General features: G+C 32.1%; 15 protein-coding genes and 1 pseudogene. 14 read left to right on the forward strand and 2 right to left on the reverse strand.

Annotation, left to right across the window (positions count from 1 at the left end):
• Positions 1 to 136 precede the first annotated feature (136 nt).
• The 11 genes and pseudogenes from DK508_RS16690 (at position 137) to DK508_RS16740 (ending at position 11,968) form a co-directional block, all read left to right on the forward strand.
• Positions 137 to 892: an SDR family NAD(P)-dependent oxidoreductase gene (locus DK508_RS16690; protein WP_109301928.1), complete on the forward strand. Its 756-nt coding sequence runs from the start codon at positions 137 to 139 to the stop codon at positions 890 to 892.
• Between the two features lie 86 nt (positions 893 to 978).
• Positions 979 to 2,115 (forward strand): ATP-binding protein, encoded by a 1,137-nt coding sequence (locus DK508_RS16695; protein WP_109301929.1) that lies wholly within the window; start codon positions 979 to 981, stop codon positions 2,113 to 2,115.
• A gap of 26 nt (positions 2,116 to 2,141) precedes the next feature.
• A complete protein-coding gene (locus DK508_RS16700) occupies positions 2,142 to 2,870 on the forward strand; it encodes a metallophosphoesterase family protein (protein WP_109301930.1) in 729 nt (242 codons plus the stop codon).
• A 186-nt stretch (positions 2,871 to 3,056) separates the two neighbouring features.
• Positions 3,057 to 4,214, forward strand: coding sequence for a histidine kinase (locus tag DK508_RS16705; protein WP_109301931.1), 1,158 nt, complete (start codon positions 3,057 to 3,059; stop codon positions 4,212 to 4,214).
• Positions 4,215 to 4,220: 6 nt separating this feature from the next.
• Positions 4,221 to 4,973 carry a LytTR family DNA-binding domain-containing protein gene (locus DK508_RS16710; RefSeq protein ID WP_109301932.1) on the forward strand — a complete coding sequence of 251 codons (753 nt, stop codon included), beginning with the start codon at positions 4,221 to 4,223 and terminating at the stop codon, positions 4,971 to 4,973.
• Positions 4,974 to 4,988: 15 nt separating this feature from the next.
• A complete protein-coding gene (locus DK508_RS16715; RefSeq protein WP_109301933.1) occupies positions 4,989 to 5,567 on the forward strand; it encodes a hypothetical protein in 579 nt (192 codons plus the stop codon).
• Positions 5,568 to 5,656: 89 nt separating this feature from the next.
• Positions 5,657 to 7,513: a sensor histidine kinase gene (locus DK508_RS16720; protein ID WP_109301934.1), complete on the forward strand. Its 1,857-nt coding sequence runs from the start codon at positions 5,657 to 5,659 to the stop codon at positions 7,511 to 7,513.
• A gap of 160 nt (positions 7,514 to 7,673) precedes the next feature.
• Positions 7,674 to 10,181: a glycoside hydrolase family 9 protein gene (locus tag DK508_RS16725; protein WP_109301935.1), complete on the forward strand. Its 2,508-nt coding sequence runs from the start codon at positions 7,674 to 7,676 to the stop codon at positions 10,179 to 10,181.
• A gap of 125 nt (positions 10,182 to 10,306) precedes the next feature.
• Positions 10,307 to 10,467: pseudogene (locus DK508_RS21595) on the forward strand (macro domain-containing protein).
• 86 nt (positions 10,468 to 10,553) lie between these two features.
• A complete protein-coding gene (locus DK508_RS21600; RefSeq protein WP_370443863.1) occupies positions 10,554 to 10,712 on the forward strand; it encodes a hypothetical protein in 159 nt (52 codons plus the stop codon).
• A gap of 1,070 nt (positions 10,713 to 11,782) precedes the next feature.
• Positions 11,783 to 11,968 (forward strand): hypothetical protein, encoded by a 186-nt coding sequence (locus DK508_RS16740; protein WP_109301937.1) that lies wholly within the window; start codon positions 11,783 to 11,785, stop codon positions 11,966 to 11,968.
• A 76-nt stretch (positions 11,969 to 12,044) separates the two neighbouring features.
• On the opposite strand, the gene DK508_RS16745 is transcribed toward DK508_RS16740, so the two are convergent.
• Both DK508_RS16745 and DK508_RS16750 read right to left on the reverse strand, forming a co-directional pair.
• Complete coding sequence (locus tag DK508_RS16745; protein ID WP_109301938.1) at positions 12,045 to 12,842, reverse strand: tol-pal system YbgF family protein; 798 nt, start codon at positions 12,840 to 12,842, stop codon at positions 12,045 to 12,047.
• The gene (locus DK508_RS16750; protein WP_109301939.1) at positions 12,839 to 13,402 is read right to left on the reverse strand and encodes an RNA polymerase sigma factor; all 564 of its coding nucleotides are present in this window, start codon (positions 13,400 to 13,402) and stop codon (positions 12,839 to 12,841) included. Before DK508_RS16750 ends, DK508_RS16745 begins: the two co-directional genes overlap by 4 nt.
• A gap of 115 nt (positions 13,403 to 13,517) precedes the next feature.
• Here DK508_RS16750 and DK508_RS16755 point away from each other — a divergent pair, with 115 nt between their 5' ends.
• The 3 genes from DK508_RS16755 to DK508_RS16765 all read left to right on the forward strand — a co-directional run bounded on the left by DK508_RS16755 (position 13,518) and on the right by DK508_RS16765 (position 22,495).
• Complete coding sequence (locus DK508_RS16755; protein ID WP_109301940.1) at positions 13,518 to 13,904, forward strand: hypothetical protein; 387 nt, start codon at positions 13,518 to 13,520, stop codon at positions 13,902 to 13,904.
• A gap of 2 nt (positions 13,905 to 13,906) precedes the next feature.
• Positions 13,907 to 16,663, forward strand: a complete 2,757-nt coding sequence (locus DK508_RS16760; RefSeq protein WP_235016426.1) for a CHAT domain-containing tetratricopeptide repeat protein — start codon at positions 13,907 to 13,909, stop codon at positions 16,661 to 16,663.
• A gap of 600 nt (positions 16,664 to 17,263) precedes the next feature.
• Complete coding sequence (locus DK508_RS16765; RefSeq protein ID WP_109301942.1) at positions 17,264 to 22,495, forward strand: DUF6443 domain-containing protein; 5,232 nt, start codon at positions 17,264 to 17,266, stop codon at positions 22,493 to 22,495.
• The last annotated feature ends 47 nt before the right edge of the window (positions 22,496 to 22,542 follow it).

Here is a 22,542-nt window from a genome sequence, read left to right on the forward strand (position 1 = left end):
TTACACTCAATTTTTGAGGTATATTTAAATAACTTTTTTAAAATTTGGACATAACTATTTTCATCATTTTCATGATGAGTTTATCAAAAGACGCAACACAAACATCGTTGTTGCAATTTTTATAACCATATATTCAATTATGACAACAGCTTTAATTACAGGAGCCACTAGCGGAATTGGAAAATCTACCGCAATCGAATTTGCAAAACAGAGCATTAATCTTATCATTTGCGGAAGAAGACAAGATCGATTAGATGAATTACAAAATGAGCTAAGTACATCAGTGGCGGTGCATACTTTATGCTTTGATGTACGAGACAAACATGAGGTTGCAAAGAGTATCGAGAATTTACCTTCGCCATTTAACACTATTGATATCTTAATTAATAATGCAGGAAATGCACATGGGTTAGATCCTATTCAAACAGGAAGTCTAGATGATTGGGATGCTATGATCGATATTAATGTAAAAGGATTGTTGTACGTTTCGAAAGCGATAATCCCAAAAATGATTGCACAAAAATCGGGTCATATTATTAATATTGGATCTATAGCCGGAAAAGAGGTATACCCAAACGGTAATGTGTATTGTGCTAGTAAACATGCAGTAGATGCCATCAACAAGGGCATGCAAATGGATCTTAATCCATATGGTATCAAAGTTGGAGCAATCCACCCTGGATTAGTCGAGACAGAATTTAGCAATGTACGATTTAAAGGTGATGACCAAAGAGCGGGTCATGTATATGATGGTTTTGATCCCTTAACACCAGAAAACATTGCAGATATTATAACCTTTGTGGTCACTAGGCCTTATCATGTAAATATTGCAGACCTGATTGTTTTCCCCACTGCACAAGCGAGTAGTACAATCGTTAAGAAAAGTTTATAATTTCTTTATTCTCATTACATTGCAGACCCAATAAAAATGGCTAAGTTTATATTGGGAAAAAAATTCAATTGCTATTTGTAAAAGGAATGATTAATAAACGCCTCCTTATTAAGAACCTACTTGCCCATAATGACGAAAACAGTTTTTATGACAAGAAGCGCAAACTTAATATTGGCGAAAAAGAAGGTAAAGCCAAATTCCTGAAACATATTTGTGCATTATCGAATTCTAACCCCCAAAACAACTCATATATTGTTATTGGTGTTGAAGATGAAGACAATCAAATTATTGGTGTTGATTTTTTTGATGATAGCAAAATCCAAAATCTGGTTAACGCTTATTTGGCAAACCCTCCTTTGGTTGCATATGAAAACATCCCATTTCCTCATTTACCCAGTGACAAAGTTGTAGGGTTGGTTTCTATACGATCTCAATCTGATAAAATATGCTCACTTCGTAAAAACATATGGAAATATTATGGAGGCACAGTATTTCTTAGAGACGGTAGTATAAGCATGCCCAAGGTTTTTGATATTGAAATTAAAAACACCAATTCTGAAATTGTTAGTGCTATCGAAAGTCATGCACAAAATAACATTGAGTTAACTCTAGATGGGGTGTTTGATTTTATGAATTCAAGAAAGGACTATCACCCTTCGTATAAAGTTTTTAAAGAATACTTTGTAGTGTGTTGGGCGGGTAAAGAAAAAAGGCAAAACGGAGAGACGTATTATTCTAGAGTAGATATAGAATTAATAAATGAGCACGTAAAATTGTTTTACTCAGAGCTGGATGAAGTAAGTATATCACTAACCGATGATCAGTTTAGAATTGTTGAATACGTTCAATTGGGACTGCATGACACCTATCAATATTATCCATTAGAAGAAGTGGTTATTACCTTTAAGGATAATGCTGGTTATGATATTGAAAGTAAACTACTTTTTGAACCTCCTCAATTTGATCGAAAAACATTATATCATCTCTATAATAGCAATAATGCACTTATCGATAAATTAAAAAATAAAATAACATTGTCTAAAAACGAAGAAAAGGACTTATTTAATCTTCCTGCAACCTATTTGATATGTTATTTTAATGATTTTAGTGAAGCAAAAGAAAAATTAGAAGACGCAAAACCTTATTTAAAAGTATATAATGAACCTATTTATTCACTTTATAAAGAAAGTATTCGAATACTTCGAAAAGTGAGGTACAGCTAATATAAACGATTAACCATAGCATAAGAATGAGTAGAAATTTGGTCATAGGAGATATGCACGGGGGGTTAAAAGCTCTAAAGCAGTTATTTCAAAAAGCGAATGTAACTAGCGATGATACTTTAATTTTTCTTGGAGATTATGTAGACGGCTGGAGCGAGAGTGCAGAGTTAATTACGTTCTTGATTCAACTCAAAAAAACCAATAACTGTATATTTATAAGAGGTAATCATGATGAATTATGCTATACTTGGTTAACAAAAAACACATACAACCCAGAATGGGTAAAACATGGCGGCCAAGCTACAATGGATTCTTACTCTAAGATTTCATCTCAAGAAATGAAAACTCATCTTACATTCTTTGAGAATTTAATTAATTATTATATTGATGATCAAAACCGTTTGTTTTTGCACGCTGGTTTTTCTAATCTTCATGGCCCACATAGAGAATATTTTGAGGAAACATTTTATTGGGATCGTACCTTGTGGGAAACTGCTCTAGCTATTGATCCTAACCTCAAAAAAACGGACATTAATTACCCTAAAAGATTATTGTTATTTGATGAAATCTATATTGGGCACACTCCTGTTACTCGAATTAATCAAACTAAACCTGTAAATGCCACTTGTGTTTGGAATATAGATACTGGTGCCGCTTTTAAAGGTCCTCTTACCATATTAGATATTGATACTAAACAATTTTGGCAAAGTAATCCAGTATATACATTATATCCCAATGAAAATGGAAGGAATTAAATTTGCTACAGGATAAATAAGATAGTCTGTATAAAAAATCATACGATTTTCAATCTTTTTCTATAATCCGTCAATTCTTATAGTCCATTCATCAATTTGTACACTCATTTTTCAAAGAGATATCGTAAATTGATAACGAAGTATTGAAGTGGCTTAATCCTGCTCAACACTAGAAATGAAGGGAGTATGAAGGACACTATTCGATTTGAAGATGTTTTAATATCTTTTTCAAAATCTATTTTAGAAAAAAACAATGAAGAAGATGTTTTGTGGGAACTGGCAAAAAACTGTATCTCTAAATTAGGTTTTTTAGATTGTGTTATTTATATCGTAGATTATAACAACAAAACACTTATACAAAAAGCTGCTTATGGCCCAAAAAGCCCTAAAGAAAATAACATATATAATCCTGTAAAGATTGTTCTTGGCCAAGGAATATCTGGCAATGTTGCAGTTACTGGAGTAGCAGAAATTAACAATGACACGTCTAAAAACCCAAATTACATTATCGATGACCAACATCGATTGTCTGAAATTACCGTACCCATACTCATCGAAGATATGGTATACGGAATTATAGATTGTGAACACCCCAGTAAGAACTTTTTTACTCAGCAACATTTAACAATGCTGTCGGCTATTGCATCGTTCTGCTCCATAAAAATTAATAGTATTAGAGCAGACAAAAAATTACTCAAAGAGCAACAAGTCAGTTTTAAGATTAAACAAGAATTGATTGAGCTAAAACTAAAAGCTTTTCATTCTCAAATGAATCCTCATTTTGTTTTTAATACCTTAAACGCAATCCAATATTTTATTACTTCAGATCATAAAAAGCATGCCTTAGATTATCTTTCTACATTTAGTAAGTTAATTCGATTTTATTTAAAATACATTGAAAAAGAAACGGTGCATCTCGTTGATGAAATTGATATGCTTCATGGATACTTAAAATGTCAAAAATTGAGGTATGAAGAACAATTTGATTATCATATTGCTTCAGGATATCAATCTCAAAATACCGAGGTTATTATCCCTTCTTTTATCTTGCAAACATTATTAGAAAACATAATAGAACGAGCCATTTATAGTCAAAAGAAAAACTATATGCTTAAATTAGATTTTACGATCAAAAAGGATAATGTACTTGTAGATATTTCTTATACTTCTGATCATGTCGTGGCCAAAACAAGGGCTTCTCCTCATTACAGAAAACAATTCTTAAAATGGAAGGATCAAGTACGGCTATTTAATACATTAACCGATACAAATAAACAAATTACATTTTCATGTCATTCTGAGGCACAAAACGGAAATATAGCACTAAACTTACCTAAATTATAACAGATTATGAGTTTAAAAGCAATTATAGTAGATGATGAAAAACACAGTAGAGAAACCTTAAAAAATCTCATTAAAGAATTTTGTACTGATGTAACGATTATCGCATCTGTAGGGTCAATAGACGAAGCCTTAACTGCAATCAATACCACTAATCCAGATGTTATTTTTTTGGATATAGAACTACAATCAGGAACCGGATTTGATATACTAACCCAAATTAAACCTATACATTTCGAAATCATATTTATTACTGCTTTTGAACAGTATGCTATAAAAGCAGTAAAATATAGCTCTTTGGATTATTTATTAAAACCTGTAGATATTGATGAACTTATTCGCGCGGTCGAAAAAGCAAAAAAGAAAAAGGATCAAAATATTTACAACAAACAATTAGAAACTCTAGTCCATAATTTACAACAACAACCAAAACTGCATAAAATATGTCTCTCTACTGCAGATGGTTTTGAGTTTGTTTCTATAGAGCATATTATCTACTGTAAGGCCAATGGTTCTTACACTTCATTCTATCTAAAGAATAAAAGATCAGTACTAGTTAGCAAACATCTAAAAGAATATGAAAACCTTTTAGGCGATCAACATTTTATGCGGGTGCACAATAGTTTTTTAATCAACCTCAAAGAAGTAGAAAAATACGTAAAATCTGATGGTGGCTACATCTTAATGAGTAATAACGACACCGTAAATATTTCTAAAAGCAAAAAAGATACTTTTTTAATTGCCATGAATTATCAACAATAATAAAAATCACAAACTATGAAAAATACAACTAAAATTTTGGCAAGTTTGTTTCTCGTTTTTTCATTTATTATAATCAATACCTCTTGCGAAGGTGAAGATGGTCGGGATGGAGCAATCGGTCCACAAGGAATAGATGGTAATGCCAATGTAATAGTTTCTGATTGGTTTACGCCTGATTCAAATGCTTATGAAACTACCGTTACTTCACAAGCCTTCTTTTTTTTAGAAGTTGATATAACTGCACCAGAGATTACACAAGAAATTCTTGACAATGCAGTGGTGCTGGTCTACGCTCGTTTAAATGCATACTCAGATACTGTATGGCCAGACAATCAGGTTGGTTTAATGCCTATTACTATTATGAGCGGAGCAAATTCTATAACTCAAATTGATACATGGGCAGCAAAGATATCATTAGGAAATATAAAAATCCATGTTACAAATCAAGAACAAGATTACACATACCAAATCGATGACCTTGATCCTAGTAGTTTTAGATATGTAATCATTCCTCCAACCAATAAAATAAGTAAGCTTAATATCGATTTTTCTAATTATGAAAACATAAAAGAAAAGTACGCTATAAAAGATTAAACTCAGGAATAAAATTTGGGATTTACATTTTTGACTCTTGACAATCAACAAAGTAATCTTATATTTATAATCTCTTTTTTAACCCCATCATGCTCAAAAAAATAGTACATCTAATTTGTGTGTTTTTTCTGCTCTGTATATCGCATTATGATGGATATGGCCAACAGGAATTAAATAGGCATGGGGTCGAACTCCCTTTTACAATTTACAAAACAACTAATGATAAACTCTCTATTGGAGATGTCATAAAATCTGATTCATTATTTAAGCCTATTAATTTACTACCTAAAAAAACTCATCCTAACGAAATTTTTTGGATAAGAATTGACCTAGCTCAACACGTAAATACATTAAAAAAAGACAGCATTTGGTATCTACGATCTCATCATTATAATTATGCATCTACGTTTTATCCACAAAATTTTGGGTTAATAGAAAAGAAGTTTGGCAGATTTGACAATTTAACAAAAAACAAATCTATTATATACGCTCCTGGACTTCCCTTTACTTATAATTCACTTATAGAAAATCGGTTTATATATCTTAAGTTAAAACATGTTATAAGTATCGAACCTACCAGTATTTTTAAGTTCTATTATGTTTCTCAAGTAGTCGAACAGTTAAAGGAGGATTACTACAGTTGGAAAAACATTAAAACTTTAATCCCAAAATATCTTTTTGCTGGAGTCTGTTTGATTGCATTTTTACTCACTTTTGCATTTTTTATTACGTCTAGAAAAAAAGAATTCCTATTCTATTCGTTATACGTTTTTTGGTTGTTCGTGTATTTAAATGGTGATGTATTTAGAACTAATAATCTCTTTTTTGGAGGTTTTAATATAACAAGTCATTGGTTTCAACAAATTGCACAAGTACTAATCAACCTATTTTATGTGCTTTTTGTATGTCATTACCTAATTACCAAAAAAGAATACCCCAAACTTCATCGAGTTTTACGAATTATCATTTATTTCTTGATCATTATTATAATTCTAGATATCTCTTTTTTCTATTTTGAATATTTCATTGGGCATATTCGAATTATGAATATCCAACGTATTGTAATGACACTTTTTGGAACCGGCGGAATGATTTATTTATTGCTCCGTGCAAAAAATCGTTTGGCTTATTTTATTGTTTGCGGATCCTTTTTATTTATGATTGGCGCCTTAGCCTTACTCTTTCTAAAAAACCCTACATATATGATCATGGGAGCCTCTTTAGAAATTACAATTTTTGCTTTAGGATTAGCCTGTAAAATTCATCAAGAGCACAAAGAAAAACTATACTTTCAGAAAGAATCATTTATTAATAACAATAAAGCCTTAAGAGCACAGATAAATCCACACTTTATTTTTAATTCATTAGGTTCTATACAACATCTAATCCTGTCTGATAAAAAAGAATCTGCCATACAATACTTAAATAAGTTTAGTTCCCTAACCAGAAACCTATTAGAAAGTTCTATTGAAACTACCGTTGTATTGTCTGATGAAATAAAATTGCTCAAAAAATATATTGAATTAGAAACTCTTCGTTTTGACAATAGTTTTAATTACAATATTATCATTGCTAAAGATATAGATCCAGATGCCGCAGAAATCCCGATGCTTATTGTACAACCATTTGTAGAAAATGCCATTATATATGGTCTATTACATAAAAAAGGAGATAACAAACAACTAACCATTACCTTTAGTAAAGGAGACACATATATTATATGTGAAGTAGAAGACAATGGTATCGGTAGAACCGCTTCTAGAAAAATACAATCAACCTATAAAAATGATCAAAAATCTAGAGGTATTGAAGTAACCCAAAAACGACTGCAACTTCTTAATCCAGTAGAAGAAAAAAACATCTGTATTATTGATAAAATTGATTATTTGGGACAGCCATCTGGTACTAAAATCGTGATCAAAATTCCTACTGATGTAATGTTTTAATCCTCCCTGCAATATTACAAATCAATCGAAATTTCCCTTTCATCAATTGAGAATAAGGTTCCGTCAATTCATCTTCATCTAATAAAGTTTTAGAGTATATATTAATGAATTATCTAAGAATCGCTTTGGCCCACTTCTGCATTAAAATACGTAAAATACCATGAAACCAAATCTTAAAAGTGTATTGAATAAGCAAATCTATAGCTTATCAATAATCTTGTTTTTTTTTAGTCTTAATTCAAATTTAGTTCAAGGACAAACCATTGTAGATGTGCACACAGCAAACACTAATGTTATTGTTGTTGTATTAGAAACAGATCCACCACACAGAGATGTCATTCCAGTCAATACCGGGTGGGTAGTAAACGGTGCTGCGCCAACTGCCATAGGAAGAAGTTCTAAAGTTAATGATGAAAGAATGTACGATTGGACAGTGGGGTATTACGAAACATTTGTACATCATAGTATGTATCTGGAATTAAATGAAAATCTGATTAACAATACGGTATATAATGTAACGACCCCTTACGGAAATACGTCATTCACATTCAATGAAACAGATACATTTTGTGAATCTATTAAAGTAAACCAAGAAGGGTATAGTGCTAATGCTACAGGTAATTATGCAAATTTTGGTTATTATGGAGGTAATTTAGGTTCTATACAATTATCGCAACCCACTAATTACTATGTGGTCGATGAGCAAAATAGTAACACAGTTGTTACAGGAACATTGTCTTATTGGGGCAATGATACCAGTCTAACAGATGAAAGCTCAGGAGAACATGTATACAGAATAGACTTATCGACTGTTCCTGAAGGAGGCCCCTATCATATTGTTGTAGAGGGTGTTGGTAAATCATATTCATTCGGCATAGGGGAAAATTATGTCCGTAAAATAGCCAGAGTATATGCAAGAGGTATGTACCATCAAAGATGTGGAATCGCTTTGGAGCAACCCTATACAGCTTACGAACGTGGTATTAGCCTTGCAGACGCAGCTTTTATCATGGAACCTTGGGGGGCAAGTACATTTATAAATGTACCTTCTGGTTCTCAGATGCATCCAATTATAGGAGGATATCATGATGCCGCAGATTTTGATAGAAGACCACAGCATACTATAATTTCTATAACTATGCTATCTACATATGAAGCATTTCCTGATCATTTTATAGATAATCAATACAATATTCCAGAATCCGGAAACGGTATACCAGATTTTCTCGATGAAGCCTTATGGAGTGTTAAACTATGGGAGAATCTACAGTTAAATAGTAGTAATTGGAATAATTCGAATGATTATGGCGGAATCATGCAAGGAACAGAAGCCCAAGCACATCCAACCTATGGTGTGCATCGAGCAGATGCCCAAGGTGATTTGGTATACGGTACATTTGAAGTAGGCATGAAAGTTACCATTGATGCAGCAGGATTTTTTGCACAAGCTTCCAGATTGATACAGCCCTATGATACTACAAAAGCAGCAGATTTATTACAAAAAGCTAATTTGGCATGGACTTATATAAATAATAATTATGTTGCTGATACTCACAGAGGAGCTATGCTATACGCAACATTACAAATGTATTTAGCAACCGTAACTGGCAATGTTACACAAGATGAAAATAATACATATCACACTCAATTTAGAGATCTTGCCACTTTTTTACTTCTTAATGGCGGTTCTTGGCCAGATCAATACTTATCAGGTAATATGACTGCAACGATCAAATCTTCACAGTTTATAAGTTATCTTTTAACAAATCATCATACAAATACCAGTATAAGAGATGGGGTATTTAATGCACTACAATATGAAGCAAATAGAGGAGGTTACATGGAGTTCAATGAAGCCAGTTTTCCATATGCGCAAGGGGTTACTAGATTTAATGGCTGGGGAGCTTCTACAGCCCAGGGTAGATATACTGAAGATTTAGGGTATATGATGCGATTAAGTGATGACCCAGCAGAAAAACAGCATTATTTTGACCGCATTAGTAATTTTGCTAATTATGCATTAGGTTTAAATCCACAGGGCCAAAGTTATGTAACAGGTTTGGGAGATAAGCAACCTATTAGCCCATTACATCTTGATAGTTATTTTACTAAATATGGGCTATTGCCAGGAGGCGGAACACAAACAGCCATTGGCAATGTGCCAGGTATTGTTGTATATGGGAGTACATACGGAAGAAGTGGCTCGACTTACCAAACTGCTGTTACTGATAAGCTATATCCTGTTTGGGATGATTTACCAGGGTTACGCAGATGGAGCGATGGATGGTCTGCCGTTAATCAAAATGAATTTACAACCTGGGAAACCATGGTATGGAACACCTGTATGTATGGTGTACTTTATAATGCTGGTGCCGATCAAACTTTACCTATAAACGAAAATCCTACTGTCTTAAGTTATGAAGGACTTGTTGTATATCCTAATCCAACAAGTAATCACTTAAATATTCAAGGAGCGTTTAATAACAACTCATATAATTTGGAGGTTTTTGACGTTTTAGGAAGAAAACATTTGTCATTTAACGCATTACAGCACAATGACGTGGGTTTAATAGAAAATATCAATATTGGACGATTATCCTCAGGGAACTATTTTTTTATTTTAAAAAGTGATGAAGAGTTTTTTAATGGGAAAATAGTAGTGGATTAATAATCAATCAAAAGAAAAGATGGAAATAGAATTATCAAAAAGGAGATATTACGAAACTTTAAGTTGAGACGATAGTAAATGCAGCAAATACTTCATTAAAGGGCGGTGATGGAGTAGATGGAGCAATTCATCGAGTAGGAGGAAAAAGATATTGGAAGCATGTAAAAAAGTAAGGAATAGGCAAGGGAACTGCAAAGTGGGAGAAGCTGTCTTTATTAATGCTGGTAAACTAAAAGCAAAAATGAGATATGCACAGTCCGTACAATATAGAATAACGGGGAATTAAATGAGGTAGAGAAGCTAAAATTTTGTTATAAAAATTGTATAGAAATAGCAGAATAGAACAAAATAAAGTCAATTTCATTTCCAAACATTAGCACAGGAATTTACCGATTTCCTAAAGAGAAAGCAGCAAAAATAGCATTGCACACAATTTCAAATTTGAAAGAGGACATAATTAAAAAAGTAATTTTTGTATGCTTTGATCACGATAATTATGAATTATATCAAATGATGATGATAAAAAAATAAAAAACGATAGCCAACATTATCTATGAGGTAATGCTTCACTTTCATTCGCATAGGCTCATACATTCACAATTATAGGCACAAAACTAAAAACATGAAAGAATTTGGGTTTTTAGTTTTTATGATGTTACTATTGACCTCTTGTAAAAAGGAAATCACAATAAATGGTTATAAAGTTAATGGTACTGTAAAACATATTCATGATAGCACAATAATTATACTAAAGGCTAATCACAGCCGAAAACTTTTATTCTTATCTCATAAACAAGAATAAAATAAATACTGGACAAATAGAAAAATTTATCGAGCTTAAAACAGTATCCAATAAACAATAACTTTTTTACTATACGTTACCTTCTCTTATAACGAACCCTTTTCTATTACCTAACTCTTTGCTATTTTTTTTTACTAAGTATCCTATCAATCCATACTGTGCATTTATCAATCGAAACCGTATTCATGTCAATTGTTTCAGATAACCCAAAATGAATATTCTAGTTTTACAACAAAAATCATAATTAGATTAACCATAAAGCTAGTTCTAAAATCAGCATCACACTGAAAATTATTCAAAACCTAAAAAAAATACGAAAAGCAATTGTATACGATATTTTCTCGGCTTAAGAATTGTATAGCTTGAAAAATAACGTTGATGATTTGATGTTTTAATGATAATCCGGGAACAAAGTATAACATATAATCTTTCTTTAATTCTATATGGCTATACACTTTTTAGTTGTTTTCCAATCTCCCAACTTGTTTCCCGGTGTGTTTTTTACCCCAACCCCTCTGATTCTATATAGAATCAGAGGGTATAATCTAAAATTTTGTTAAGTAATCATATACTACTGTAGTTCTTCGCTTTGTTATCTAAGTACTCTATTCTCTATTAAGCCTTGTATCAATCGAAACCGTACATTCATCAATTAACATGTAGCCTATATCAATTACTTCTTATTGCAGATAACGAATATTATACATTTACTACCGTCTCGATAATTAGGAATAATCAATCGTGTAAATCCTTGAACAATATCGGGTGAGAAACATATATAATCACAAAATTTTAAATCATGCTAAAAAACATCTTACACCTAGAAAATGTCAAGAAAATTGATAAAAAACAACAAAAAGTAATTGCAGGTGGAGCATTCTCTAACTATTGTGGTTCTTGTTGTCAGTACTGTAGAAGTGTGGGACATGATACAGGAGCTGTATATTTTAATGGAGAATGTTATTGCTCTAATTATAGAGATTAAAAATTGGTTTATGACGCCCCAACAATTAACCCTTGGTCATTAATTAATGGTCAGGGGTTAATTTATAATCAAAATCCTACAACAATTCTAAAAGCTCTTTGGCTTGGTCATGTTTATAATTGTTCTTTGAAGCCATAATTTCGCGCAATATCTCCTTAGCTTTTGCAGTGTTGTTTTGTTTTAAAAACAGCAAAGCCATATACCATTTTCCTTTAGGAGCATCTATTAAATTGCTTTTGGTTAATCTGGTAAATGTTTTTTCGGCTTCATTAAATTTACCCAATTCCATTTGTGAAATACCGATATATAAATATATCGTTGCCTTATTGTTTTGAATAGTATCTAGATCGTTGGCTAAAATCCCAAGTACCTTATCATACTGTTTGGTTTCAAATGCTTTTTGAGCTTTTATAAATATTTTATGATCCGTTTTTCCTCTTTCTACTAATGAAGGAAGTTCGGATAGATTTATATAATTAGCATACAATTCTTGAGAAGAAGTATTTGATGATAAAAACACGGTAACTCCAATGATTAAAGCAACTGCAGCAATGCCTGCATAAGACCACCAAGATCTATTATTTTTCTTTTGTTTTGCTTGATAATCCGCATTTACTTCTTGTAATGTTTCCTTTAATTCTTGGCTAGATTTGTCCCGTAATAATTGTTCATATACCTCAACTTCATCATGACCAGTATTTTTACTTACGCTCCATTCTTTTTCATTTAGGTTAAGGAAAAGTTGTTGTTCAAAATTTACTTTATCACGAAAAATTTCATCATTTTCTATTCTAAACAAAACTTCATTCCTCTCCTTTTCGGAAAGTTTGTCCTTCAGAAAATCCTGAATTAATATGTCTTCTTCTAAACTCATAGCTTTTTGAGTGAATTATAACGATGATCCTCTTTTATAGCTTCTGATAATTTCCCTTTACATTTAAAAATTCGCTGCCTAGCCACCGTCTCAGAATTATACCCCATTATTTTTACAATATCCTTATACGAAGTATTATTAAAAAATAAAGTAAGTACCTTTTTGCAGTTTTCTGAAACGAGATTTAATTTTTCGGTAAATAACTCCCACCTCTCTTGCTCCAAAATGGTTAGCGCTGTATCGCGCTCTGCAGAAACTAGTTCTACAATATCTGTATTTGTTACCCTGTTTTTCGAAATTTTTAATTCTTTACGCCATAAATTTTTACAGGTAGTAAATAAATAAGCTTCAAAACTACTATGGATTTCGAACTTTTCTTTTCTGTATCGAACCGTAATTTGGAGTAATGCTTTCTGAAAAATATCTTCGGCGTCTTGTTGTTTACCTCTATTTTGAAGTACGAATTTTCTAACTCTAGGAAAAACTATTTCATAAATAGCCATGATTCCTTTAGAATCATTATTTAATAAACTGTCAAAGTGTTGTGCTTTTTCCGCCATCAAAAGGGTGTAATTCCGTACATGGAAATAATTTTTCTATCTTCGTCGGGGTAACAAAACTAGTATTTTGATAACCAATAATGTGAATTTAATTTAAATTATAAAAACTAGAGTGATGAAAAGACGTTTTTTTTTAAATAAAGTGTTAATGGTGTGTACTTTCTTTTGCTTAGTTGGTTGTACTCAAGATACAGATATACCAGACAGTACCACTAATGAAACAAAGGTTAAAAAAAGGTTGATGGTAGACAAAACCATGGATATTTTGGTTGTGTATGTTAAAGGAACTCCCGAACGTACCAAAGCCCAAATTAGAGAACAATATATAAGAAAAGGGTTATTATTGAGTTGGGAAATATGTGATGATCGTAATGTTGAAACTTGGGAAGCAGATCCTGTAGTTTATTACGCCAAAGATCCTGTAGAAGACATGGAGGAACACAATGAACCTATGGAAAAAGTACTTCTCGAACAAAATTGCGAGGATTATAAAGGAGACTAATTTTGAAGCATCGTAAACGACTGTTTATTAGTATATTATTTCTGTGTTTTTGGCAATCTATTAAGGCACAAAACGCATATGAATACTATATGTCGTTATTTAATAGCGATACGATTAAAATATCAGAAATCCGAAAGGCAGTTGATAGCATTATAGATATTTACGACAAGAATGACGAGCAATTAAAAATTGTAAAAATCGCTCGTCATTTCGCTATCAAGAACTATAACAAAAAGTTATATCATGAAGCTATTTCTTATGTAAAGAAAGAAATAAGTATTTATGAAAAACTTGATATGCAAAATAACAAATATGCCAAGGCCTTATACAACTTAGGACTATTACACTCTAAAGCTGGAGCGTATGAGGAGTCGTTTATTTACCATAAAAAAGTAATTGCACAAGATAAAGATGAATATAGTACCGCAAAATCGTATTGCGAAATAGGAAAATACTATAGGCAGGTTGGAGATTTTTTTAAATCTAAAGATTACTACTCTCGTGGGATTTATCTATTAGAAAAATTAGATAAAAAACAGCTTTTAGTAATAAAATACCTTGATTTTTCTCAAGTATTGCGTGGCATGGGTACCGAGTATAGTCTAGATCAACAACTAACAATATTAGATAAAGCAAATACGCTTTTTAACGAAGCCCCTTCTTATTCGTTTTATGGATTACGCAATTATTTTAGAATGAATAATGCTTATGCAAATTATTACAATTCATATACGAGATTTAATTTTAATAAAGCAAAAGAATACTATTACAAAAACTTAGAGAAAGCAATAGAAATTAAAGATTCTGCTGCTGCAAAGACTCTTTACACTAATCTTGGAAATTTATACATTGAGTCAAAAAACGAGCTCCAAAAAGATAGTACGGTTTATTTCTTAAATGAGGGTTTAAAATATTGTGCTGGCAAAGAAGAAGAAGCTAATATTTATTATAACTTTAGTAATTACTATCTAGTAAAAAAGAAACATCTAAAAGCATTAGATCATATTCAAAAATCTATAGCAAGGAGCATTCGTATCGATAATAATATCGAAGCTTTACCAGGGTTAAATGACTTAACCGTATCAGATAAAAAATATAGTGTTTTATTAGCTTTGATTCAGAAAGCAACCATTCTTATAGGATTTTATCAAGAAGAAAATGACCGTAAGCATATAGAGCTTGCGCTTTCCAATTTATTGGTAGCAGATACATTGGTAGATATTTTACTCAATATTAGCGAAGAAGAAGGTTCAAGATTATATTGGAGAGAAAAAGCTTCAGAAATTTATCTAAAAGGAATACTAATCTGTGAAATTCTTGACGAGAAGGAAAAGGCGTTTTATTTTTCAGAAAAAAAGAAGGCATTGCTTTTGACTGAAGATATCTTAAAGAACACAGATAAAACACGATTACCCTTAGAGATCTCTAACAGAGAAAATGAACTCAAAAAACAAATTCTCGATATAGAAAATCGTATAACTAATCAAAAAAATAAAGATAGTATTGCGGTGTTAAACAGCAAACGTTTTGAATTAAAACAACAATATCAAGAACAGAAAGATTCTTTACAAATACAGTTTCCTGGTTATTATAAAGAAAAAGAAACTACAAAAATTATTGATTTACATAAGATTCAAGAAACCTTAAACAATGATCGTGTTATTATATCTTATGTGGGCAACCAAGATCAAGATGATGATTCTTTTAGTGTATTATATGCTGTTTTGATTTCTAATACTCAAACAGAAATCATTAGAGTAGGTGAGTTAAAAATGATAGAAGAACTTATTAAGACGTATAGAAATCAATTGTCTAAACCTTTTGAAACTAATGAAGATCGTCTATCGTATCAAAAAGTAGCTTATAAACTATATAATCTTTTGATCCCTCGGGATAAGATCTCGATACCTTTGGATGAAAAACACCTAATTATAATTCCGGATGGTACACTGCAATATATTCCTTTTGAGTCTTTAATAACAGATAAAGATACATATCGATATCTTATTGAAGAAAACGAAATAAGCTATGCGTATTCTATGTCTTTTTTAGAACATAATGCTACATTAATGAGAACACCTTCAGAAAATGCAGTGACCTTTGCTCCCATACACTTTATGCACAGTGACCTGGAAGATATTACTAACAGCATCGATGAAATTAATGGTATTGACAATTATATATCCTCAAGTCATTACAAACGACAAGAAGCTTCTAAGCAAAACTTTTTATCCAACACACAGAATCATAAAATAATTCATTTAGCTACACACGCTAATTTTTCAGATAAGCTTCAGATAGCATTTCATGATGCTAATTTAGAGTATCATGAGTTGTACACCTCCAAAAATCAAGCAGAATTAGTAGTCTTAAGCGCTTGTAATACTTCTTTGGGTGAAATTGCCAAAGGCGAAGGCGTTATGAGTTTAGCAAGAGGGTTTTTCTATGCTGGAGCCAATACCGTAATTTCAACGTTTTGGAATGCCAATGATAAATCTACAGCCACCATAATGGATAATTTTTATAAGAATTTGAAAGCTGGGCAAACCAAATCAAAGGCACTGCATAATTCAAAAATTGAATATCTACGATCCAATTCACTATCCGATGCATCACCATATTATTGGGCAACATTTGTACTTATCGGAGATTCTGAAACTATATTATTTCCAACCAAAATCTTTTTTTACGGGGTTATTCTATTCTTTTTTTTAGTACTGATTATCAGTTTTCTAACCTATTATTTCAGAAAAAGATAATTTTCTTGGGTAACAGATTAATGATTATAGTCACAAGGAGGTAATTATTAATAAAACCGATTCTTTTTTTCTAATAATATCACGAAAATTCTTTCGCGAAGAGAAGACATAAGCTATCAGTGTCTTTAAATGTTGATAGTATCAATAACTTTAATAAAATACATCATGCTAAAAAACATTTCAAATTTAGGAAAGACATTAAACAAAAAACAACAAGAAGCTATTCAAGGTGGATTATGGAGAGCTTGTAGCTCTCTTGAAATTTCACACGGTTGTTACCATTCAAGATTTGGTTGCGTATGTGATCCAACTGAGTCCTAAATTGCTCTATCTATATACATAGATTCTTAAAGTTAATAGGATATTTATATAAAATTAATTTCCTATTCTGACATAGGATTATAATTCTATAACCGAAACCTCTAGAAATTAATTTTAGAGGTTTTTTAAATTGTATAAAACAGTGGTAGCCTGCTCATTTTAGAAAAAGTTTATCCCTAATAGGTTAACTCTTATTGGTTTTTATAAAAAAAGACAATTTTCTTGGGTAACAAATTGATGATTATAATCACAAGGCGATAATCATTAATAAAAATCCTAATGGATAAACAAATCACACAATCTTCTCTAAATCGATTTTATATCATTGCAAACAAATTACCAGAGCGTAATACGTTTATTAAATCGTTTAAATCCCCGAAAAGCACTTTATTACTTTTCTTTCTGTTTTCGACACTACATGTTTTTTGTCAATCTCAAGATCAAAATTATGTCAAAACGATTGAATTATTAGAACCCATCGATATTACCACGCTTAATAATTCTCCAAATACTATTGAAAAATTAGAAAGTGTTACCTATCTAGATGGATTTGGTAAAGCAAAACAAACTATAGCTGTAGCACAAAGTCCTGATAAAAAAGACATTATTCGGCATATTGAGTATGATGAGTTCGGTAGAACATCTAAACAATATCTAGCATTACCTACTTCTCAAAACTCTGGAAATTATATTGCTAATGCTCAATCTCAAACAGCAACCTATTACCAAAATAATTTTGCAGACCAACATCCTTTCTCAGAAGTTAGTTACGATAACTCTCCTCTTAATAGAACTATCGAGTCTTCATCTCCGGGTAATACATGGCAATTAATAAACAACTCTGATACCGATCATACAACAAAGTATGAATACGGAATAAATGATTTTAATGAAGTTTTTCTGTTTAAAATATTAGATGAATCTAATAATTCTTTCCAAATATCTTATTATCAAAAAAGAGCGCTTTTAAAAAATAGTATTAAAAATCAAAATTGGGACGTAAATGATGGTTTGCTCAATACCAAAGAGACTTTTACAGATAAGAATGGTAGAAAAATAGCAGAATTCACTTATGAAGAAGACGGAAATGATGTTAAGAAGCTAAGCACTTATTATGTACATGATGAAACTGGGAATTTGCGCTATATTCTAACTCCAAAAGCAATTGAAAACCTATACGTAGATAATAATTACACACCTTTTAACCTCACTTTTAATTGGACTCAATTTGTTAATAACCCTTCCAGTGTTTCGAATGGTAGTGGTAATGTGCAAATAACTTCACAATCCACCTCAAATAATCATCAACTTACATTTGATTTCAATTTAAGTTTTCCGTTTGGAATTGGAGGTACCGGAGGAGCTTATTTAAAACAAGGAAATGTTGTTGAGCTTCCGTCTAATGCCAATTTACCCAATAGATATTTATTCAGTATTTACTCAGGTAAAAATCAATCTCCTGTGTTAGATGATATCGAGGACTTTGGCGCAATTAGTGGCAACACTAATAAATCAAGATATGAATACTCTATCAAGGATGGTTATATTTTTGTTGAATTTTTTGTTGGAACAGATTTTAACAGTCCCGCTACCCCTTTTAAGATAAGAGGAATAGATCGAACCTTTATTAGATATTTTTCTACCACTCAATTTAATGAGTCTATTATAGACAATTTGTGTTTTCAATATAAATATGATCAATTCAATCGCCAAATAGAGCAAAAAGTACCTGGAAAAGATTGGGAATATGTGGTATATGATCAATTAGACCGACCAATATTGACCCAAGATGCCAATTTAAAAACACAAAATAAATGGCTATTCAACAAATATGATGTATTCGGTCGTGTAGTCTATACTGGTACATACACCAATAACTCATCAAGGGCCGTTTTACAAATACAAGTAGATAATTTTATTGATAATAGTTCGAATAAAGCCAATATTGTTTCGCGCACGACATCAACATCAAACATTGGTGGTGTAACAATTAATTATACAAATGATGCTTTTCCTAACAGCAATCAAGAAACCTTAACCGTTATCTATTTTGATGATTATAGTTTTACTGACCCTAGCCTACCAAATATACCCACAGATATTTTAGGCCAAGAAGTCACCAACAGAGCAAAAGGGCTATTAACTGCAAATTGGACAAAAACATTAGACAGCAACACCTGGTCCAAAAACTATACCTTTTATGACAAAAAAGGTCGTGTAATATATGTGTTGGACAAAAACCATCTAGGGGGCTATACACAAAATAAAAGTAAGCTTGATTTTAGAGGAAAAATTGATCACTCGGTTACACAACATAAACGAATTAATTCTAGTGCAGATTTAACCATCGTAGATCGTTTTGATTATGATCACGTAGAGCGACCCAAAAAACACTATCAACGTATAAATAATCAAGCAGAAGAGCTTATTGCCAATAATAATTATAATGAATTAGGGCAATTAGAATCAAAAAAAATAGGTGCAGCATCGTCTGTCTCATTATCCAGCGGGATAATAAATGAGCAGAATGTCTTGGAGTCTGATAATACAATTTCAAAAACTTCTGGTTATGGCTGGAATTCTGGGTTTGCTTCTGAAAATAGAATAGAAAACGATGGTTATGTAGAGTATCAAATAAATCAAGGCGCAAATCATCGAATGATGATTGGATTATCTTACGAAGACCATCCTGGTAACTGGCATTACAACACAATTGATTATGCCATATATACGGGTTATGTCGATGGACAACGTATTCGTGTATACGAAAATGGAACACATAAAACAGCACTTTTTCCCGCCACCTATTATCAGCTTGGCGATTATCTTCGTGTAGAACGAATAGGAGATCAAATACATTATAAAAAGAACGGTACTACCTTCTTTATTTCACTCGTTTTATCAAACGGTGATAGTATGCTTGGTGATGCGTCTTTATTAGATACTAATGTTCAGGTAAGCAATTTTAAAATATATAGTGACTACCAATATATTACTGGTTTAAACATATCACATGTCTTTAATGAAGTAAAAGAAATAAAAAAGGAAACAGGTACTACAGGATGGAACGCTGGTTTAGAAACCACAAAATCCATTACTAATGATGGTTCTATAACTTATAAAATTGGGCAAACCAACAAACCTATAATGGTTGGATTGTCTCAAACAAATCAAAATACAGCATACCAATCTATTAATTATGCTATTTATCATAAATCTAATGGCACTCTAGAAGTAAGAGAAAATGGTACCGCCAATTCGGTAGGCAATATACCCTATACAATTAATGACGAATTCGAAATAGAACGTAAAGGGTCGACTATCTATTACAAGAAAAACGGTGATGTTTTTAAAGAAACTCTTATCCCGTCTATAAATATATTAATAGGTGATCTTACCATATACTCAGTGGGAGGAAGTATTTTGGATTTCAAAATTCAAGATTCAGAATCTGGATTACAAACCATAGATTATACTTATAATATTCGTGGTTGGTTAACAAATATTAATGATGTTAACAATTTAGGTTCAGATGTGTTTGCCTATAACCTTAAATACGATGAAGCTATTGAAGGGTCGGCATCTACAAGTAATATGTATGATGGAAACATTAAACAAGTCATATGGAAATCTGCTAAAAATAACCTTAAAAAATCATATGTCTATGAATATGATAAGCTTAGTCGTTTATCTAGATCTCACTATCGTGAAAATAACAATTTAACGGGTGGAGCAGGTAAATTTGAAACTGATCGTGTTACATATGACAGTAACGGTAATATTAGAAGCGTAAAAAGAACAAGTCATACCGGTAGCTTAATGGATAGATTAGGGTATAGCTATGATGATGGTAACAAATTATTATCTATTAGGGAATATGGAGGTACCAATGAAGGCTTTAAAGATGGTTCTAACAACGGTCAAGATTATTATTACGATGCCAATGGTAACTTAATAAAAGACCTTAACAAAAATATTACAAGCATAGAATACAACCATTTGGACTTGGTACAACGAGTTACTTTTACTAGTGGTCAAAAGATAGAATTCACCTATGATGCAGGTGGCCGAAAACTACAAATGAAAACCACTAATCCTGATACGAATATTACAACAGTTGATTATTTAGGTGGTTTTCAATACACAAACTCTCAGTTACAGTTTTTCCCAACATCAGAGGGATATGCAGCTAATGATAATGGTATATTTAAATATGTTTATATCTATAGTGATCACCTGGGTAATAACCGGTTAAGTTTTACCGATAGTAATAACGATGGGTCTATAGATTCTACCAATGAAATCTTGTCTAACACCGATCATTATGCTATGGGGCTTACTCATCATGGTGAATTTGTATCAGGCATTGGTTCAAACTATAACTATAAACTACAAAACAAAGAACAATTGACATTTGCAGGGTATAATATGTATGATTTTGGTAGTCGTATGTATGATCCAACTGTAGGTCGTTGGTTTAATACTGATCCTCAAAATCAGTTTAACAGCCCTTACCTCGCAATGGGTAATAATCCCATAATGATCATTGATCCGGATGGAGAATTGGCTTGGTTCGTTCCTATAATAGCAGGAGCAGTAATCGGAGCTGCAACAACAGCTATTTCTAATCCTCGAGCCGATTTTGGAGATATACTATTAGGCGGAGCAGTTGGAGCAGTTTCTGGAGCGGTTACAGCGGGTATTGGTAGTGCTCTTTCTGCAGGTTCTCAAGGTGTAATTCTAAGTGCAAGTTCTAAAGCACTTGTTTCGGCCGCAAGTCATGGGTTTTTTCAAGGCACCATGGGGTCTGTTGTAAGTGGAAATAACTTTTGGGAAGGAGCAGCAATTGGAGCCGGTTCATCATTAGTATCCTCTGCTACTGCCGGTGGCAGTGTTGCAGGACAAATAACAACAGGCGCAGTAACGGGAGGTATTATAGCAGAAATAACAGATGGTAACTTTGTAGAAGGCTTTGCTACAGGTCTTGTCGTATCTGCATTAAATCACGCTTTACATAGGCTCACAGATCCTAAATTCTCATTTGATACTAAGGGTAAGGCAAAAGAACTTGCGAAGAAGCATGGAGGTAAATGGCAAGATTATTATAAATTCATTAAAGACAACCCTTTAGCAATATTTAAGGATGAAAATGGAGGGTCATATGTAGCTCTTAAATATAGAGCAGGTCCAAGAGTGCCAATTGTAGATACCAATGGAGATTTATATGACACAAAAGGTCTTAAGGTCGTATCTACAGGGACTAGTACAATTTTAGGCCAAATATTAAAAAGATTTGTCTTTAAATTCGCAAGTTCAATGCTAAGCACTACTGTAGCTGGTAATGGTAATAACCCTGCCCTCATGAAACAAATGAAACAAATGCGCTATAATGAGGCTGTGTCTACTGCTGTAAGTAAGCTCGAATATCTAATATTTACACCAGTACTCCATAATTCAGGTGGTAAATATTACTTCGTTTCATACTTTGATATTTATTATAATAGAAAATGAAGATAAAAGTTCGAAATACCTTGTTAATAAATGTCTCGAATAGATTT

Origin of the sequence: Aquimarina sp. AU474, assembly GCF_900312815.1 — a bacterium.
In the GTDB taxonomy this organism is placed as follows: domain Bacteria; phylum Bacteroidota; class Bacteroidia; order Flavobacteriales; family Flavobacteriaceae; genus Aquimarina.

Coding starts and splice junctions, on each gene's coding strand:
- DK508_RS16715 (WP_109301933.1), top strand. CDS start 4,989: ATGAAAAATACAACTAAAATTTTGGCAAGTTTGTTTCTCGTTTTTTCA.
- DK508_RS16720 (WP_109301934.1), top strand. CDS start 5,657: ATGCTCAAAAAAATAGTACATCTAATTTGTGTGTTTTTTCTGCTCTGT.
- DK508_RS16745 (WP_109301938.1), bottom strand. CDS start 12,842: ATGAGTTTAGAAGAAGACATATTAATTCAGGATTTTCTGAAGGACAAA.
- DK508_RS16700 (WP_109301930.1), top strand. CDS start 2,142: ATGAGTAGAAATTTGGTCATAGGAGATATGCACGGGGGGTTAAAAGCT.
- DK508_RS16725 (WP_109301935.1), top strand. CDS start 7,674: ATGAAACCAAATCTTAAAAGTGTATTGAATAAGCAAATCTATAGCTTA.
- DK508_RS16750 (WP_109301939.1), bottom strand. CDS start 13,402: ATGGCGGAAAAAGCACAACACTTTGACAGTTTATTAAATAATGATTCT.
- DK508_RS16740 (WP_109301937.1), top strand. CDS start 11,783: ATGCTAAAAAACATCTTACACCTAGAAAATGTCAAGAAAATTGATAAA.
- DK508_RS16695 (WP_109301929.1), top strand. CDS start 979: ATGATTAATAAACGCCTCCTTATTAAGAACCTACTTGCCCATAATGAC.
- DK508_RS16705 (WP_109301931.1), top strand. CDS start 3,057: ATGAAGGACACTATTCGATTTGAAGATGTTTTAATATCTTTTTCAAAA.
- DK508_RS16755 (WP_109301940.1), top strand. CDS start 13,518: ATGAAAAGACGTTTTTTTTTAAATAAAGTGTTAATGGTGTGTACTTTC.
- DK508_RS16710 (WP_109301932.1), top strand. CDS start 4,221: ATGAGTTTAAAAGCAATTATAGTAGATGATGAAAAACACAGTAGAGAA.
- DK508_RS16765 (WP_109301942.1), top strand. CDS start 17,264: ATGGATAAACAAATCACACAATCTTCTCTAAATCGATTTTATATCATT.